Annotated in this window: 17 protein-coding genes; 16 read left to right on the plus strand and 1 reads right to left on the minus strand. The window is 65.1% G+C overall.

Annotation, left to right across the window (positions count from 1 at the left end; translation table 11 throughout):
- The first annotated feature begins 164 nt into the window (after positions 1 to 164).
- On the plus strand, positions 165 to 1742 hold the full coding sequence (gene mmsA, locus DCM79_RS29855) for a multiple monosaccharide ABC transporter ATP-binding protein (protein ID WP_257177624.1): 1578 nt from the start codon (positions 165 to 167) through the stop codon (positions 1740 to 1742).
- Positions 1739 to 2929, plus strand: coding sequence for a multiple monosaccharide ABC transporter permease (gene mmsB / locus DCM79_RS29860; RefSeq protein ID WP_257177625.1), 1191 nt, complete (start codon positions 1739 to 1741; stop codon positions 2927 to 2929). Before mmsA ends, mmsB begins: the two co-directional genes overlap by 4 nt.
- 107 nt (positions 2930 to 3036) lie before the next feature.
- Here mmsB and DCM79_RS29865 read toward each other — a convergent pair whose 3' ends face one another.
- Positions 3037 to 3204: a hypothetical protein gene (locus tag DCM79_RS29865; protein ID WP_257177626.1), complete on the minus strand. Its 168-nt coding sequence runs from the start codon at positions 3202 to 3204 to the stop codon at positions 3037 to 3039.
- A gap of 173 nt (positions 3205 to 3377) precedes the next feature.
- Here DCM79_RS29865 and DCM79_RS29870 point away from each other — a divergent pair, with 173 nt between their 5' ends.
- From DCM79_RS29870 to DCM79_RS29935, 14 genes are all read left to right on the plus strand, one after another.
- Positions 3378 to 3956: a cytochrome c oxidase subunit 3 family protein gene (locus DCM79_RS29870; RefSeq protein ID WP_257177627.1), complete on the plus strand. Its 579-nt coding sequence runs from the start codon at positions 3378 to 3380 to the stop codon at positions 3954 to 3956.
- On the plus strand, positions 3956 to 4216 hold the full coding sequence (locus DCM79_RS29875; protein ID WP_028135518.1) for a cytochrome C oxidase subunit IV family protein: 261 nt from the start codon (positions 3956 to 3958) through the stop codon (positions 4214 to 4216). The genes DCM79_RS29870 and DCM79_RS29875 overlap by 1 nt, the downstream gene beginning before the upstream one ends.
- A 112-nt stretch (positions 4217 to 4328) precedes the next feature.
- Entirely contained in the window at positions 4329 to 4781 is a 453-nt protein-coding gene (locus DCM79_RS29880) for a cytochrome c (protein WP_028135519.1), read from the plus strand.
- 34 nt (positions 4782 to 4815) lie between these two features.
- Positions 4816 to 6162, plus strand: a complete 1347-nt coding sequence (locus DCM79_RS29885; protein ID WP_257177628.1) for a cbb3-type cytochrome c oxidase subunit I — start codon at positions 4816 to 4818, stop codon at positions 6160 to 6162.
- Positions 6163 to 6224: 62 nt separating this feature from the next.
- Positions 6225 to 7037 carry a CbbQ/NirQ/NorQ/GpvN family protein gene (locus tag DCM79_RS29890; protein WP_257177629.1) on the plus strand — a complete coding sequence of 271 codons (813 nt, stop codon included), beginning with the start codon at positions 6225 to 6227 and terminating at the stop codon, positions 7035 to 7037.
- Positions 7038 to 7047: 10 nt separating this feature from the next.
- Positions 7048 to 8967, plus strand: a complete 1920-nt coding sequence (locus DCM79_RS29895; protein WP_257177630.1) for a VWA domain-containing protein — start codon at positions 7048 to 7050, stop codon at positions 8965 to 8967.
- A 70-nt stretch (positions 8968 to 9037) separates the two neighbouring features.
- Positions 9038 to 9700, plus strand: coding sequence for an HAD family hydrolase (locus DCM79_RS29900; RefSeq protein WP_257177631.1), 663 nt, complete (start codon positions 9038 to 9040; stop codon positions 9698 to 9700).
- Between the two features lie 7 nt (positions 9701 to 9707).
- Positions 9708 to 10658, plus strand: coding sequence for a sugar-binding transcriptional regulator (locus DCM79_RS29905; RefSeq protein ID WP_257177632.1), 951 nt, complete (start codon positions 9708 to 9710; stop codon positions 10656 to 10658).
- A gap of 280 nt (positions 10659 to 10938) precedes the next feature.
- Complete coding sequence (locus DCM79_RS29910) at positions 10939 to 12252, plus strand: sugar ABC transporter substrate-binding protein (RefSeq protein ID WP_257177633.1); 1314 nt, start codon at positions 10939 to 10941, stop codon at positions 12250 to 12252.
- Positions 12253 to 12402: 150 nt separating this feature from the next.
- On the plus strand, positions 12403 to 13275 hold the full coding sequence (locus DCM79_RS29915; protein WP_257177634.1) for a carbohydrate ABC transporter permease: 873 nt from the start codon (positions 12403 to 12405) through the stop codon (positions 13273 to 13275).
- 3 nt (positions 13276 to 13278) lie between these two features.
- Positions 13279 to 14109 carry a carbohydrate ABC transporter permease gene (locus DCM79_RS29920; RefSeq protein ID WP_257177635.1) on the plus strand — a complete coding sequence of 277 codons (831 nt, stop codon included), beginning with the start codon at positions 13279 to 13281 and terminating at the stop codon, positions 14107 to 14109.
- A 17-nt stretch (positions 14110 to 14126) separates the two neighbouring features.
- Complete coding sequence (locus DCM79_RS29925; RefSeq protein WP_257177636.1) at positions 14127 to 15134, plus strand: ABC transporter ATP-binding protein; 1008 nt, start codon at positions 14127 to 14129, stop codon at positions 15132 to 15134.
- 31 nt (positions 15135 to 15165) lie between these two features.
- Entirely contained in the window at positions 15166 to 15939 is a 774-nt protein-coding gene (locus DCM79_RS29930) for an SDR family NAD(P)-dependent oxidoreductase (protein WP_257177637.1), read from the plus strand.
- Between the two features lie 40 nt (positions 15940 to 15979).
- The gene (locus DCM79_RS29935; protein ID WP_257177638.1) at positions 15980 to 17626 is read left to right on the plus strand and encodes an FGGY-family carbohydrate kinase; all 1647 of its coding nucleotides are present in this window, start codon (positions 15980 to 15982) and stop codon (positions 17624 to 17626) included.
- Positions 17627 to 17629 lie beyond the last annotated feature (3 nt).

A 17629-nucleotide genomic window follows, 5' to 3' on the forward strand; every position in this document is an offset into this window, starting at 1 on the left:
TGTGGGAGAGGGGGACTCTCGATGAGGGACGAAAAGCACGTCCACAAACTCGTCATGCCCGGGCTTGCCCCGGGCATCCACGCCCTTCGTCGCAGGCGGCTGCACGTGGATGGCCGGGACAAGCCCGGCCATGACGACGCGGAGACGTTCAGGAGTATGATGCCATGACCGCCATGCTGGAGATGCGCAACGTCAGCAAGAGCTTCGCTGGTGTGCAGGCGTTGCGCGACGTCAACTTCTCGGTTCACGCCGGGCAGATCCACGCGCTCGTCGGCGAGAACGGCGCCGGCAAGTCGACGCTAATGAAGGTGCTGAGCGGGGTCTACCCGTACGGCAGCTACGAGGGCACCATCGTCTTCGAAGGCGAGGAGCGGCGCTTCCGCGACATCAACGATTCCGAGGCGCTCGGCATCATCATCATCCACCAGGAGCTGGCGCTGATCCCGCTGATGTCGATCGCGGAAAACATCTTCCTGTCGCATCCGCCCTCGAAGCTCGGCGTGATCGACCGCGACGAGGTGTACCGGCGCACGCAGGAATTGCTGGCCCAGGTCGGCCTGAAGGAATCCCCGGATACGCTGATCACCGATCTCGGCGTCGGCAAGCAGCAACTGGTCGAAATCGCCAAAGCGCTGTCCAAGCGGGTGCGGATGCTGATCCTGGACGAGCCGACCGCCAGCCTGAACGAAGCCGACAGCGCCGCGCTGCTCGAGCGCCTGATGGCCTTCCGCCAGCAGGGCATCGGCTCGATCCTGATCTCGCACAAGCTTAACGAGGTCGCCAAGGTCGCCGACCACATCACCGTGCTGCGCGACGGCCGTACCGTCGACAGCATCGATTGCCATGCCGAGCCGATCCAGGAAGATCGCATCATCCGCAGCATGGTCAATCGCGATATGGCCCACCGCTTCCCGGAGCGTAACGCCAAGATCGGCGAGCCCGTGCTCGACGTCGCGAACTGGTCGGTCTATCACCCGATCCATCCCGAGCGGCAGGTGATCAAGAACGTCAATTTCGGCGTCAGGCGCGGCGAGGTCGTCGGCATTGCCGGATTGATGGGCGCCGGACGGACCGAGTTTGCCATGAGCCTGTTCGGCCGCTCCTGGGGAACCAATATCACCGGCACGATCCGGCTGGAGGGGCGGGAGATCGTGCTGCCGAGCGTCGCGGCGGCGATCGACGCTGGCCTTGCCTATGTCACCGAGGACCGCAAGCAGCTCGGCCTGATCCTGGCCGACGACGTCCGCAAGAACATCACGCTTGCCAGCCTCGACCAGGTCGCGCCGAGCCGGGTGATCGACGACATCGCCGAGCTGAAGGTCGCCAGCGACTACCGCACCCGCATGCGCATCCGCTGCTCCGACGTCTACCAGGAGACCGGCCAGCTCTCCGGCGGCAACCAGCAGAAGGTGGTGCTGTCGAAATGGCTGATGACCGACCCGAAAGTCCTGATCCTGGACGAGCCGACGCGGGGCATCGATGTCGGTGCCAAGTACGAGATTTACTGTATCATCAACGAGCTGGCGGAGGCCGGTCGCGGTGTCGTGGTGATCTCCTCTGAGATGCCCGAGCTGCTCGGCATCTGCGACCGCATCTGTGTCATGAACGAAGGCGCCTTCGTTGGCGAGTTCAAGGGCGCGGACGCGACGCAAGAGAAGATCATGCGCGCCATCATGCGCAACGAACGAAACATTGGGAACGCCGCGCCCGCGGCCGCGGAAATGGGAGGAATGCAGCCATGACCGACAAGACGGTGTCGCTGCCCGAGGAGCGCCGGCACGGCAGCTTCATCAAGAACAATCTGCGCAACTACGGCATGCTGATGTCGTTGATCGCGATCATGCTGTTTTTCCAGGTGATGACCGGCGGTACGCTGCTGCAGCCGCTCAACCTGACCAATCTCGTACTTCAGAACAGCTACATCGTCATCATGGCGCTGGGCATGCTTCTGGTGATCGTCACCGGCCATATCGACCTCTCGGTCGGCTCGGTCGCCGGCTTCGTCGGCGCGGTCGCGGCCGTGCTGATGGTGACCTACAAGGTCGACTACACGCTCGCCTTCATCGCCTGCCTGCTGCTGGGGGCAGCGATCGGTGCGGCGCAAGGCTACTGGGTGGCCTATTTCGGCATTCCGTCCTTCATCGTCACGCTGGCGGGCATGCTGGTGTTCAAGGGGCTCGCGCTCGCGGTGCTGCAGGGCCAGTCACTCGGCCCATTCCCGGCAACCTTCCAGAAGCTGTCCTCCGGCTTCATTCCGGAGCTGCTGCCCGAGGCCGGCACGCTGCATCCGACCTCCATGCTGATCGGCGCCGTGCTCGCGCTCGGCCTCGTCTATGCCAGCGCCAAGGGGCGGTCGCGCGAGCAAGCGCATGGCATCGAGGTCGAGCCTTACGCGTTCTTCCTGGGCAAGAGCGTCCTGCTCGCCTGCGCCGTGCTCTATTTCACCTATCTGATCGCCTCCCATCGCGGCCTGCCGAACGTGCTGGTGATCATGACCGCCTTGATCGCGCTCTACGGCTTCGTCACCCGTCGCACCGTGATCGGTCGGCAGGTCTATGCAGTCGGCGGCAATGCGAAGGCGGCGAAGCTGTCGGGCATCAAGACGGAGCGGCTGACCTTTCTCACCTTCGTCAACATGGGCGTGCTCGCCGCGCTCGCCGGCCTCGTCTTCGCCGCACGCCTCAACACCGCGACCCCGAAGGCCGGGCTAGGCTTCGAGCTCGACGTCATCGCCGCCTGCTTCATCGGCGGCGCCTCGGCCTATGGCGGCGTGGGTCGGGTCGGCGGCGCCGTGGTGGGCGCCATGATCATGGGCGTGATGAACAACGGCATGTCCATCCTCGGCATCGGCATCGACTATCAGCAGGTCATCAAGGGCCTGGTGCTGCTCGGGGCGGTGTGTATCGACGTGTATAACCAGCGGCGGTAAGAGGTCCTCGTAGCCCGGATGGAGCGAAGCGCAATCCGGGTTCTGTCCGCTCGGCGCGACTGTCCCGCATTCCGCTGCGCTCCATGCGGGCTACACTCCGACCTGCCCTACGGCAGCGGTGATTGCGTCGTGAACAGCACCGCCGCGATCGCGATGGACAGGCTCACCGCCGATATCGTTGCCACGGTCGACAGCACCCCCATTCGCCGGAGCGCGAGGGCGAACACGATGATGATGGGGGTCGCCGTCATCAGCCCGATCTGTGCATCGCTCATCTCTTCGCTCGTCGTTTTGCGGAACCGCCCATGATATCCAGCCTATGACGGCGGGGCGGGCGGAACGTTGCGGCAGCGCAAACGCGCCCTCTGCCGGTTGCACTATTTGTCCGGCGACAAAGTCGGAACGGCGCAGGTGGGATATCTGTCCGGCGGCTTGATGCGGAAGGCAGATGTCGGCAACGGACCTCGAACAAGAAGGCAGCGGCTGGGGAATCCTGGAAGATCTTCCCGGCGATCCCATGATCTGGGTGCTCATCTTCAGCGAGCTCGCCGCGTTCGGTCTGTTCCTCGGTGCCTTCGTCGTCGCTCGTGCGCTTCACCCGGCGGTCTTCGCGGCAGGTCAGGCCACGCTTGATGCGCATCTGGCGGGACTCAACACCATCGTGCTGGTGACCAGCGGCTGGGCTGCCGCACGCGCGACGGCTGCAGCACGCGCGGGCAACAGGGGACGTGCGCGCGGCTGGCTGTTCGGCGCCATGGCGCTCGGCGCGCTCTTCATCGCAGTCAAGCTGCTCGAATATGCCGGCGAGATCGCCTCCGGAAACGGCCTGGAGACCAGCCCGTTCTTCACGCTGTACTTCCTCCTCACCGGATTCCATCTGCTGCATGTCGGCCTCGGCATCGTGATTCTGGCCGTGGTTTCCCGGGGTGCACGGGCGGCAAGCGTCGAGACCGGAACCGCGTTCTGGCACATGGTCGACCTGCTCTGGATCGTCATGTTTCCCATCATCTATCTGGTGCACCCGTGATTCCCGATCGTCTCGACCTGGCCTGGATCGTGTTGATCGGCCTCGCGCTCGCGACCCTTCTGGTTCCGGCGCTGGTGTCGCGACCCTTGTTCGCCAATGCCTTGCTGCTGACCTTCGCCGCCCTCAAGGGCCGCCGTGTCGTGCTCGACTTCCTCGATCTTCGCGCGGCACCGGCGCTCTGGCGCGGCCTCGTCAGTGCCTGGATCCTCATCGTGGTGCTGTTCGCGTGGCTCGCATCCGCCATCGTCGTTCTGATCTGAGCCCCATGTCGCGCATCTTCGCGCTCGTTGCGCTTCGACAAAGATTGATCGGCGCCCTTCGGCAATAAATCACATCACCGAATTCTTCGACTCAAACCGGAAAGGATTGGCAATGGCTGAACGCCTGACCAAGTCGGCCGCTCGAAACGTGTTCTACGGCGGCTCGGCCTTCTTCTTCGCCATTTTCATAGGGCTGACGGCGCACAGCCACTACTACATCGCCACGACGTCCACGGACGCAACGACGCTGACGTCGTCGGTCGCGCGCGGCAAGCATGTCTGGGAGAAGAACTCCTGCATCAACTGCCATACCCTGCTCGGCGAGGGCGCCTATTTCGCGCCTGAGGTCGGCAATGTCTGGGATCGCTGGGGCGGCAACGAGGACCCGGCCGCGGCACGCGAGACGCTGAAGGCGTGGATGCAGTCGCAGCCCTCCGGTGCGCCGGGCCGGCGGCAGATGCCGCAGTTCAACCTCACCAACCAGGAGCTCGACGATCTCGCCGACTTCCTGGAATGGACCAGCAAGATCAAGCGGCAGGAATGGCCGCCGAACAAGGCCGGCTGAGCGCTTTCCTCTTTCAAGACAGAGAGAACCCGAGATGAAATATCAAACCCAGAAAGTCGCGATGCTGTATTTCTACGGCGCGCTGACCCTGTTCCTGGCCCAGGTCCTGTTCGGCCTTCTCGCCGGAACCATCTACGTCCTGCCCAACACGTTGTCGGCCCTCCTGCCGTTCAACATCGTCAGGATGATCCACACCAATGCGCTGATCGTGTGGTCGCTGATCGGCTTCATGGGGGCGACCTACTTCCTGCTCCCGGAAGAGACCGAGACCGAGCTCTATAGCCCGCTGCTGGCGAAGATCCAGTTCTGGATGTTCTTCGGCGCGGCCGGCGTCGCCGTGGTCGGCTATCTCTTCCACTATCACGAAGGCCGTGAGTTCCTCGAACAGCCCTTCATCCTCAAGGTCGGCATCGTCGTCGTCTGCCTGATGTTCCTGTTCAACGTCACGATGACGGCGCTGAAGGGCCGCAAGACCACGATCACCAACATTCTGCTGTTTGGTCTGTGGGGCGTCGCGATCTTCTTCCTGTTCGCCTTCTACAATCCGGTGAACCTTGCCGTCGACAAGATGTACTGGTGGTACGTCGTCCATCTCTGGGTCGAAGGCGTCTGGGAGCTGATCATGGCCTCCATCCTCGCCTATCTGATGATCAAGCTCAACGGCATCGATCGTGAGGTGGTCGAGAAGTGGCTCTACGTCATCATCGGTCTTGCCCTGTTCTCGGGCATCCTCGGCACCGGCCACCACTTCTACTGGATCGGCGCGCCCGGCTACTGGCAGTGGATCGGTTCGCTGTTCTCCACGCTCGAAGTGGCGCCGTTCTTCACCATGGTGATCTTCACGGTGCAGATGACCTGGAAGGCCGGCCGCAAGCATCCGAACCGCGCCGCGCTGTTGTGGTCGGTCGGCTGCTCGGTGATGGCGTTCCTCGGCGCCGGCGTGTGGGGCTTCCTGCACACGCTGTCATCGGTGAACTACTACACCCACGGCACGCAGGTCACTGCCGCACACGGCCATCTCGCCTTCTTCGGCGCCTATGTGATGCTGAACCTGTCGGTGATGGCCTATGCGATCCCGCAGCTGAAGGGACGTGCGCCCTATAACCAGTGGCTGTCCATGACGAGCTTCTGGATCATGTGCACGGCCATGATGGTGATGACCTTCGCGCTGACCTTCGCCGGCGTGGTCCAGGTCCATCTCCAGCGCGTGCTCGGCCAAGGCTACATGGACGTGCAGGATCAGCTCGCGATGTTCTACTGGGTCCGTCTCGGCTCCGGTGTGTTCGTGGCGATCTCCGCGCTGATGTTCGTCTGGGCCGTGCTGGTGCCGAGCCGCGAGAAGCAGGCGGTCGTTCCCGCCGCGCTGCAGCCAGCTGAGTAAACGCAAAAGGCGGCCGCGGTTCGTCGCGGCCGCCCTCTCTTTGTGAATTCCGGAGGAAGATCATGAACGCAGCACTCCTCGCCGTGGCAGCACCTCGACCCGAGCTGCCGGCCTATGTCGCGAGCGGCAACGAATGCGCGCTGTTCGAACACGCCTGGCGCCATCAGCTCCCCGTGCTGCTGAAGGGGCCGACCGGCTGCGGCAAGACCCGCTTCGTCGCGCATATGGCGGCGCGGCTGGGGCTGCCGCTTCACACCGTTGCCTGTCATGACGATCTGACCGCCGCCGATCTCACCGGCCGCCATCTGCTCAGGGGCGGCGACACCGTGTGGACCGACGGTCCGCTGACGCGCGCCGTGCGCGATGGCGGCATCTGCTATCTCGACGAGGTCGTGGAGGCCCGCAAGGACGTCACCGTCGTGCTGCATCCTCTGACCGACGATCGCCGCATCTTGCCGCTGGAACGCACCGGCGAGGAGCTGGTGGCGCCGCGCAGCTTCATGCTCGTCGTCTCGTACAATCCCGGCTACCAGACGCTGCTGAAGGCGCTGAAGCCCTCGACGCGGCAGCGCTTCGTCGCCATCGAATTTGATTTCCTGCCGCCGGAGCAGGAGATCGGCGTTGTCTCCGCCGAAAGCGGGCTGTCGCCGGAGCAGGTGCGGCCGCTGGTGGGGCTGGCTGGCCGGCTGCGTGCGCTCAAGGGGCACGATCTGGAGGAGGGCGTCTCGACCCGGCTCGTGGTCTATTGCGCCACCCTGATCGCCGCGGGCACGGCGGTCGCCGATGCCGTGCTGGCCGGCATGATCGAGCCGCTCACCGACGACCCCGACGTCAAGGCGGCGCTGCTGGACGTCGCGCGCGCCGTCATTGGGTGAGGCCGCACCGATGCTCGACTTCCTCGAACTGGAGGAGACGGTCGGCCGCGCTTGGCACAGGATGGTCGGCGGCACCGCAAGCTATCCGGTTCACGACGAACACGCCGTCGCGCTGACCGAGGTGAGGGGGCGGCTCGCGGTGATGTTCCGCGCGCTCGGCGGCGAGACCGGGGTGCAGATTGCAAGCGCAGGGGCGCGAAAATCGGGGCACCGCCTCGGCTGGCGGCAACGCATCGGCCTCGGAGACGAGCGGCTCGAGCAGCCGGGCCGTGACGCTGCGACCATCTTCCTTCCCGATCGCATCTCGATCTTTCCCGACCGCGCGTTGAACGCGGCGCTCTATCGCTGGCTTGCGGCGTGGTTCGCCGCCGCGCCGATCGACACGATCCCGGAAGCCGATCCGCTGCGGCGGGATCTGCTGGTGTTGCGCCGGGCAAGCGAGACGGCGGTGTTTGTGCTCACGCAATTTCCCGGCCTTGTCGGCGATTACGCGAAGCTCGCCATAGCAACCGCAGAAGCCCGGCCTCGCCGCCCCCTCCCGCGGATCGAGCAGGAGGTCGAGCAGATCGTGCTGGCCCTGCTCGGAACCGGCAAGGCGCCCGCGGGCAAGCTGTGGCCGGCGATGATGGGCACGGGTCCGCTGCCGGACAAGGCGCCGCCAGGCTATCATTCGATCCTGCCGTGCCCGCTCTGGGGGGATTGCTGGACGCGCGAGCTCTCGCCCGCACATGCCGGCGAGGACGAATGCGCACCGGGCGCGGAAGCCGCGGCCGAGAACGATCGCAAACGCTTCGCCGTCCGCGAGCGCGAGGACAATGCCAACCGCCGCGATCCTTTCGTGCTCAACCGCTTCGAGAAAATCCTGGCGATGGCCGAGATGGTCAATGTCGACCGTCCGGCCGACGACAGCGAGGACGAGGATGCGCAGAAGGCGGCCGACGATCTCGAGGAGATCACGCTCAGCCGCCGCACCGGCAAGCCGGCGAGCCGGTTCAAATTCGATCTCGACCTGCCGCCGGAAGCCCTCGATGCCTCGAAGCTGAATGCGAACCTCACCTATCCCGAATGGAACTATCGCAGCGGCTCCTATCTGCCTGACCATTGCCGCGTGCTCGCAGGCGCGGCCTCCGAGCAGGGTGAGAGCTGGACGCCTGACGATGCCATGCGCCGGCACATCCGTCAGGTGCGCCGCCGCTTCGAGGTGCTGCGGCCGCGCCACGAATTGATGCGCGCACAGGCCGACGGACACGACCTCGATCTCGATGCTCTGGTGCGGGCGCAATGCGACCTGCGTGCCGGCAGCGGCGGCAGCGGTCTCGATCGCATCCATGTCGCCATGCGTCCGCAAGGGCACGATCTCGCCGTCACGCTGCTGGTCGACGTCTCGCTGTCCACCGACGCCTGGGTCGACGGCTACCGCGTGCTCGACGTCGAGAAAGAGGCGCTGCTGGTGCTCGCCCACGGGCTCTCGGCCTGCGGCGATCACCACAGCATCCTGACCTTCACTTCGCGCCGGCGCTCCTGGGTGCGGCTCGAAACGGTCAAGGCCTTTGGCGAGCCGATGAGCGCGACGGTTGAGCGCCGGATCGGCGCGCTGAAGCCCGGCTATTACACGCGGATCGGCACGGCGGTGCGCCACGCCGCGGCCGAGTTGGTCCGCCAGCCGCAACGCAAGAAGCTGCTGATCGTCCTCACCGACGGCAAGCCGAACGACGTCGATCATTACGAGGGTCGCTTCGCGGTCGAGGACACCCGCAAGTCGGTGCAGGAGGCGCGCCGGCTCGGCATCGCCGCCTTCGGCGTCACGGTGGACGCCACCGCCCAGTCCTACTTCCCGACCCTGTTCGGCCGCGGCGGCTACGCCATCGTCGGCAACATCAAGCGGCTGCCCGCGGCGCTGCCTGCGATCTACCGGCAGGTCGCGCATTGACAAGAACCCCCGGCGCCCCGTTTTCCTGTGAGCTATTGCTCACGTTCTGGGTATATGATCGAATGGCCGGATGGAGCAGGACCGGCCGAGACCCGAACTGATCATCTTCGATTGCGACGGCGTGCTCGTCGACAGCGAGCTATTGAGCTGCCGGTGCCTGTCCGAGGTGCTGGCCGAGTTCGATATCGCGCTCAGCCAGCAGCAGGCGCTCGAGCTCTTTCTCGGCCGCAGCACGAAGGCGATCGAGCAGCATTATCGTGGCCTCGGCCAAATCGTGCCGGAGGGCTTTCTGCCGCGCCTGAAGTCGCAAGTGCTGTCGACTTTTGCAGCTTGTCTTCAGCCGATCCCCGGCATTGCCGGCGTGATGTCCGACTTGTCCGTGCCGTTTTGCGTCGCCTCGTCCAGCGATCTCGACCGCGTGACGCTCTCCCTCGATGTCACCGGCCTGCGGGCGCATTTCGGCGAGCGGATCTACACCGCGCAAATGGTCAGGCATGGCAAGCCGGCGCCGGATCTGTTCCTGCTCGCGGCGGAGAAGATGAGGGCGCGGCCTGCACGCACGCTGGTGATCGAGGACAGCGTCAGCGGCGTTGCGGCGGGCAAGGCGGCCGGCATGACGGTCTGGGGATTTGTCGGCGGCAGCCATTACCGCGGCCGTGACGGGCAGGCTATATTGTCCGGCGCGGGGGCCGACCGGGTCTTCGCGCGCATGAGCGATTTCTGGGAGGCGTGAGGCCCGCATGGCCGCCGACAACGACAAGTCGCGATTGGACGATGCCGCGCGCGCCGGCTGGCTTTATTTCATCGCCGGTCACACCCAGGACGAGATCGCAAAGATGCTCCAGGTCTCGCGCGCCTCGGCGCAGCGGCTGGTCTCGCTGTGCCTCGCCGAGCGCCTCATCACCTTCCGGCTCGAACACCCCATCGCCGCCTGTATGGAGCTTGCTGCGCGCCTGAAGCAGCGGTTCGACCTCGTTCATTGCGAGGTGGTGCCGGCCGATCCCGCCGCGCCGCAGGCGGTGGCTGGAATTGCCGACCGCTGCGCCAATCTGCTCGATGCGACGCTGCGGTCGGAGACGCCCGTGATCGTGGCGCTCGGCACCGGCCGTGCCGTGCGCGCCGCGGTCGAGCGCGTCACGCCGATCGACCGGCCCAATCACCAGATCGTCTCGTTGGTCGGCAACATCTCCGCCGACGGTTCGGCGAGCTTCTACGACACTGTCGGCCGGCTCGCCGACCGCACCGGGGCGCGGCACTATCCGATGCCGCTGCCGTTCCTGATGTCGTCGGAGGACGAGCGCAACAAGATGGTCCGCATCGAGCCGATCGCCAAGGTGAAGGCTGTCGCGGCCAATGCGGATTTGCGCCTCGTCGGCATCGGCCAGATGGACCAGAAGGCGCAGGTTCACATCGACGGCTTCGTCACCCGCGACGAACTGTTCGAGATGATGCGGCTCGGCGCCATCGGCGAGATCACCGGCTGGGCTTATGATTCCAGGGGGCGTCTGCTCAAGGCCGGCACCAACAAGCGCCTCACCAGTATCCCGCCGGAAGTGCCGGCGAAGGCCACGACGATCGGCGCCGCGGTGGGCGCAGCCAAGGTCGCAGCCATCGCGGCCGCCCTGAACGGCGGGCTGATCAACGGCCTGATCACCGACGAGACGACGGCACGTGCTATTCTGGAGCGATAGGCCGGCGGGCTAGCTTCTCGCGCCGCTGTCATCGTCCGCGGAGGCGGACGATCCAGTACGGCGCGGCCTCTCTCTTAGGGCAAACCAACTTACGACACGGAGTACTGGATGCCCCGCCTTCGCGGGGCATGACACCGAGGTTTGGGCCGGCCGCTCCCGCATCGCAGCACTCATAAGTTGCGGGAACGCCCGCGCGCCTGCTTGACAAGGCTCCTCCTATGAGTTGAACATACGCCCAACGCGTGGGCATATGCTCAAACGCGATTGAGGGGAGGTCACCTTGAAGCTCATCCTGGGCGCCGTCTGCGGCGCATCTGCACTTTTGCTGGCCATTCCCGCGATGGCCGAAACGACCCTGACGATCGCCACTGTCAACAACGGTGACATGATCCGCATGCAGGGGCTGACGAGCGAGTTCACCAAGAAGAACCCCGACATCACGGTGAAATGGGTGACGCTGGAGGAGAACGTGCTGCGCCAGCGCGTCACCACCGACATCGCCACCAAGGGCGGTCAATTCGACGTGCTCACCATCGGCACCTACGAGGTGCCGATCTGGGCCAAGAAGGGCTGGCTGGTGCCGCTCGCCAATCTCGGCGCCGATTACGACGTCGCCGACCTCCTGCCCAAGATCAAGGACGCGGTCTCCGTCGACGGCAAGCTCTACGCCGCGCCGTTCTATGGCGAGAGCTCGATGGTGATGTATCGCACCGATCTGTTCGAGAAGGCCGGCCTGAAGATGCCGGAAAAGCCGACCTGGGATTTCGTGGTCGATGCCGCCAAGAAGCTCACCGACAAGGGTGCAGGCACCTACGGCATCTGCCTCCGCGGCAAGGCCGGCTGGGGCGAGAACATGGCGTTCCTCTCGGCCATGGCCAATTCCTACGGTGCGCGCTGGTTCGACGAGAATTGGCAGCCGCAGTTCAACACGCCGGAATGGAAGACGACGCTGACGACCTACGTCAACCTCATGAAGGACGCCGGCCCGCCCGGCGCGAGCTCCAACGGCTTCAACGAGAATCTGGCGCTGTTCAACGCCGGCAAGTGCGCGATGTGGATCGACGCCACGGTCGCCGCATCCTTCGTCACCAACCCGAAGGACTCCAAGGTCGCCGACAAGGTCGGTTTCGCGCTGGCGCCCAACACCGGACTCGGCAAGAACGCCAACTGGCTGTGGGCCTGGAATCTCGCGATCCCCGCCGGCTCCAAGAAGACGGATGCTGCCGAGAAGTTCATCGCCTGGGCGACCAGCAAGGACTACACCAAGCTCGTCGCCTCGAAGGACGGCTGGGCCAACGTGCCGCCGGGCACGCGCACGTCGCTCTACCAGAACCCCGACTATCTGAAGGTCGCCCCGTTCGCCAAGCTGACGCTGGCCTCGATCGACGCGGCCGATCCGAACAAGCCGACGGTGAAGCCGGTGCCCTATGTCGGGGTGCAATACGCCGCGATTCCCGAATTCCAGGGCATCGGCACCCAGGTCGGCCAGCAATTCTCGGCCGCGCTTGCGGGCTCGATGACGGTCGATGCCGCGCTGGCTGCGGCGCAATCGGCGACCGAGCGCGAGATGAAGCGCGCCGGCTACATCAAGTGAACCCGAGCTCGACCTCCTGAGCTCAGACTTGCGGCCATCCGCCGATCCCCCGATGGATGGCCGCCTTCTTTCCGAGGTTTCATTCCGACGCGTTTTCTTCCCGCGAACCGGTCCGCTTCGCTCGAAAACGCTCTGAAGGAGAAGTCAGGCATGGCAACCCGGCAGACGCAGTTCCTTGCGCGCTCGCTCCTGACGCCTGCGGTCGGGCTGCTCTTCATCTGGATGATCGTTCCGCTCGCGCTGACGATCTACTTCTCGACCCTGCATTACAGCCTGCTCGATCCCGGCTCCGAGTCGTTCGTGGGCCTGGAGAACTTCCGCTACTTCCTCACCGATCCCGCCTTCCTGGCCTCGCTTCGGAACACGCTGGTGCTGGTCGGCTCCGTGCTCGCGCTGACGATCCTGCTCGGCATTCCGCTCGCGCTGTTGATGGACCAGCCGGTGATCGGGCGCAATGTCGTGCGGCTGATGGTGATCGCGCCATTCTTCGTGATGCCGACGGTCAGCGCGCTGGTCTGGAAGAACCTGTTAATGCATCCGGTGTCCGGCCTGTTCGCCTGGCTCGCCTCGTTGTTCGGCCTGACGCCGATCGACTGGTTCAACGACGTGCCGCTCTTTGCCGTGATCCTGATCGTGACCTGGCAATGGCTGCCGTTCGCGACGCTGATCCTGCTCACCGCGCTGCAATCGCTCGACGAAGAGCAGAAGGAGGCCGCCGAGATGGACGGCGCCCGCGCGGTATCGACGTTCATCTACATCACGCTGCCGCATCTGGCGCGTCCCATCACGGTGGTGATCCTGATCGAGACCATCTTCCTTCTGACGGTGTTTGCCGAGATCTTCGTCACCACGGGGGGAGGGCCCGGCCTGCAAACCACCAACATCGCCTTCCTGATCTATTCGCAGGCGCTGATCCAGTTCGACGTCGGCACCGCCTCGGCAGGCGGCCTCGTCGCCGTGGTGATCGCCAACGTCGTCGCCTTCTTCCTCGTTCGCATCGTCGGCCGAAATCTGGAGGCTTGAAGCATGGCGCGGATGGCGACGACGCGACGGGTGGTGGTCTCGACGATCGGAGCGTGGTTCTTCGGCTTCCTGATCTTTTTCCCGATCCTGTGGATGATGCTCACGAGCTTCAAGACCGAGCTCGAGGCCTTTGCCATACCGCCGTCCTTCCTGCTCTTCCACTGGACCACGGAGAACTATGCCACCGTCCAGGAGCGCAGCGACTATTTCCACCACGCGATGAACTCGGTCGTCATCGCCGGCGGCTCGACGCTTATCGCTCTCTTGATCGCCATTCCCGCGGCCTGGTCGATGGCGTTCTCGCCGACCAAGCGCACCAAGGACATCCTGCTCTGGATGCTCTCGACCAAGATGATGCCGCCGGTCGGGGTCTTGGTGCCGATCTACCTGATCTACAAGTCCTTCGGTCTGCTGGATTCCCGCATCGGTCTCGTCTTCATCCTGTGCCTCGGCAACCTGCCGATCGTCATCTGGATGCTCTTCACCTACTTCAAGGAAATCCCGCGCGACATTCTCGAAGCCGCACGCATGGACGGCGCCACCATCGGCCGCGAGCTGGTCTACGTGCTGACGCCGATGGCGATCCCGGGGCTGGCATCCACGATGCTGCTGAACCTGATCCTCGCCTGGAATGAGGCGTTCTGGACGCTCAATTTGTCGACCTCGAACGCGGCGCCCCTGACCACGTTCATCGCCTCCTATTCGAGCCCGGAAGGGCTGTTCTGGGCAAAGCTGTCGGCGGCCTCGACGATGGCGATCGCGCCCATTCTCGTCCTCGGTTGGTTCAGCCAGAAGCAGCTCGTGCGCGGGCTCACCTTCGGCGCGGTGAAGTAGAGGGGGGCTGCCGGATCATGGGTCAGATCACACTTCAAGGCGTGCAGAAATCGTTCGGCCCCGTGCACATCATCAAGGGCGCCGACCTCGACATCGCCGACGGCTCCTTCGTGGTCTTCGTCGGTCCGTCCGGCTGCGGCAAGACGACCTTGCTGCGGCTGATTGCCGGGCTCGAAGACGTCTCCGGCGGCAGGATCCTGATCGACGGCAAGAACGTCGTCGACACGCCGCCCGCCAAGCGCGGACTGTCGATGGTGTTTCAATCCTACGCGCTCTATCCACATATGAGCGTGCGCGGCAATATCGGCTTCGGCCTGAAGATGGCGGGGCTGCCGAAGGACGAGATCAACCGCAAGGTCGAGGCCGCCGCCGCCACGCTGAACCTCACGCCCTATCTCGACCGCAAGCCGCGCGAGCTGTCCGGCGGCCAGCGCCAGCGTGTCGCCATCGGCCGCGCCATCGTGCGCGAACCCAAGGCCTTCCTGTTCGACGAACCGCTCTCCAATCTCGATGCGGCGCTGCGCGTGCAGATGCGCATCGAGGTGACCAGGCTGCAGAAGCAGCTTGGCACCACCGCGATCTACGTCACCCACGACCAGGTTGAGGCCATGACCATGGCCGACAAGATCGTCGTGCTCAGCGGCGGCAAGATCGAGCAACATGGCTCGCCGCTGGAGCTCTACGAGCGGCCGGCCAATCTCTTCGTCGCCGGCTTCATCGGCTCGCCCAGGATGAATTTCGTCACCGGCGAGCACGCTGCGCAGCAGGGCGCGACCACGATCGGCGTACGGCCGGAGCACCTCAAGATCGATCGCGACGGCGCCGGCGGCTGGCTGGGCACGATCGCGATCGCCGAGCATCTCGGCAGCGACACCTTTCTTTATGTCGATGCCGGTGCGCTCGGCATGCTGACGGCGCGCTATGTCGGGGAATTGAGCCTGCACGCCGGCGACCGCGTCTCGCTGTTGCCGGACCCTGCGCGCATCCACCGCTTCGACGAGGCCGGCAACGCGCTTCGAGGCTGAAAAGAAATGTCAAGACAACGGAAACACTGCCATGTACCTGGAAAAATTCAAGCTGAACGGCAAGACCGCGTTCATCACCGGCGGCGGGCAGGGCATCGGCCTTGGCTGCGCGGAAGCGCTGGCTGAAGCCGGCGCCAGGGTGATCATCGGCGACCGCGACGGCAAGGTCGCCGACAGCGCCAAGGCCAGCCTGAAGGCAAAGGGCTTCGATATCGAGACCGCAATCATGGACGTGACCGATACCAGGCGGGTGGCGGAGGTCGCGAACGACCTCGTCACCCGCCACGGCAAGGTCGACATTCTCGTCAACAATGCCGGCATCGCCCGCAGCGAAACCCCGGCCGAAACCGTCACCGACGAGCACTGGCTCAACGTCATCGACGTCAATCTCAACGGCACGTTCTGGTGCTGCCGCGAGTTCGGCAAGCACATGCTGAAGGCGAAAAGCGGCGCCATCGTCAACGTCGGCTCGATGTCCGGATTCATCGTCAACAAGCCGCAGGAGCAGTGCTTCTACAACGCCTCCAAGGCTGCCGTGCATCACCTGACCAAATCGCTGGCCGCCGAATGGGGCGCGCGCGGCATCCGCGTCAACGCGGTGGCGCCGACCTATATCGAGACGCCGCTCAATGCCTTCGTGAAGAGCAATGCCAAGATGTACGACGCCTGGATCGGTGGAACTCCGATGGCGCGGATGGGACAGGTCGAGGAGATCGCCTCCGTCGTGCTGTTCCTCTCCTCGGAGGCCGCGAGCCTGATGACTGGCAGCATCGTGCTGGTGGATGGCGGCTATACTTGCTGGTAGGCTCACCGTCAAAACCGACGGAAAGCGACCGGGAGCGACAATGCCGCGAGCGTATATCGGCGTCGACGTAGGAACCACCAGCACGCGGGCGGGGGTGTTTGACGAAGCCGGAAACCTGCTTGCGACCGCGCGGCATCCGATCCGCATCTGGCACGAGGCCGGCGACATCGTCGAGCAGTCGTCTCAGGACATCTGGGAGGCCTGCACGACGTCGGTGCGAGCGGCGATCGCGCAAGCGAGTATTGCGCCCGACAGCATCGGCGGCATCGGCTTTGACGCCACGTGTTCGCTGGTTGTCCTCGACAGGCAAGGCGAGCCGCTCACCGTCAGCGCCTCCGGCGAGCCTCAGCGCAATGTCATCGTCTGGATGGATCATCGTGCCATTGCCGAGGCACGGCTGATCAACGAGACCGAGGATGCCGTGCTGCGCTATGTCGGCGGCTCGATCTCGCCGGAGATGGAGATGCCGAAGCTGCTGTGGCTGAAGCGGCACCTTCGTAGCAGCTTCGACGCCGCCGGCCACTTCTTCGATCTGGCGGATTATCTGACCTGGCGCGCGACCGGCTCACTGCAGCGCTCGACCTGCACCGTCACCTGCAAGTGGAATTATCTGGCCCATGACGGTGGCGGCTGGAGTGCGCAATTCTTCAAGCGCATCGGCCTGTCGGACTTCGTGAACGAGACATACGCCCGCATCGGCACCGAGATCGTCGCTCCCGGCACGCGGCTCGGCAGCGGTCTCACCCGCACGGCCGCGGCCGAGCTCGGCCTGTCGCCGGGCATACCGGTCGGTGCCTCGTTGATCGACGCCCATGCCGGCGGCATCGGCGCGATCGGCGGCCGCGACGGCTCGGGCGGGGACAGCGATGTCTGCGACCGGCTCGCCTACATCATGGGGACGTCGGCCTGCATCATGGCGACGACCAAGGAGCCGTGTTTCGTGCCGGGGGTGTGGGGACCCTATTACTCCGGCATGGTCCCGGACTTCTGGCTCAACGAGGGCGGTCAGTCTGCCGCGGGCGCGGCGATCGACCATCTCCTCAAGTCGCATCCGGCCCATGCCGAGGCCAGCGGGGCGGCGCGCGGCGCGGGGCTCGACCTCATCGACTTCCTCGAGCGCCGGATCATCGCGCGTGCCGGCGATGCCAGCCGCGCCGCGCTGCTCGCCCGCGACATCCATGTCCTTCCCGAGTTCATCGGCAACCGCTCGCCCCACGCCGATCCGGATACGCGCGCGGTGATCGCGGGCCTCGATCTCGACACCGACATCGCCTCGATGGAGCGGTTGTTCGTCGCCGGCCTGTGCGGGCTCGCCTATGGGCTCGCCGAGGTGATCGAGGCCTTTGCCGCGCATGGCGTGCGCTCCAGCATGATGATCATGGGCGGCGGCGCCAGCCGCAGTCCGCTGGTACGGCAGATCATGGCCGACACGACGGGGCTCACCGTCGCGCTGCCGCAGACGAAGGAACCGGTGCTGCTCGGTGCCGCGATGCTGGGGGCGGTGGCCGGCGGCGCCTATGCGTCGATCGGCGAGACCATGGCCAGGATGTCGGCGCTGGGACGGAAGAGCGAGCCGACAGCGCCTGACATGGCGGCGTTTCACACCCGCAAGCGCGAGGTCTACAAGCTGCTGCGCGAGCTCGACCGCGGCAGCCGCGCCGCGATGAGCGGCATCGCGAGAGGTTGAAGG

The organism is Bradyrhizobium sp. WBOS07 (genome assembly GCF_024585165.1).
Lineage (GTDB): Bacteria > Pseudomonadota > Alphaproteobacteria > Rhizobiales > Xanthobacteraceae > Bradyrhizobium > Bradyrhizobium japonicum_B.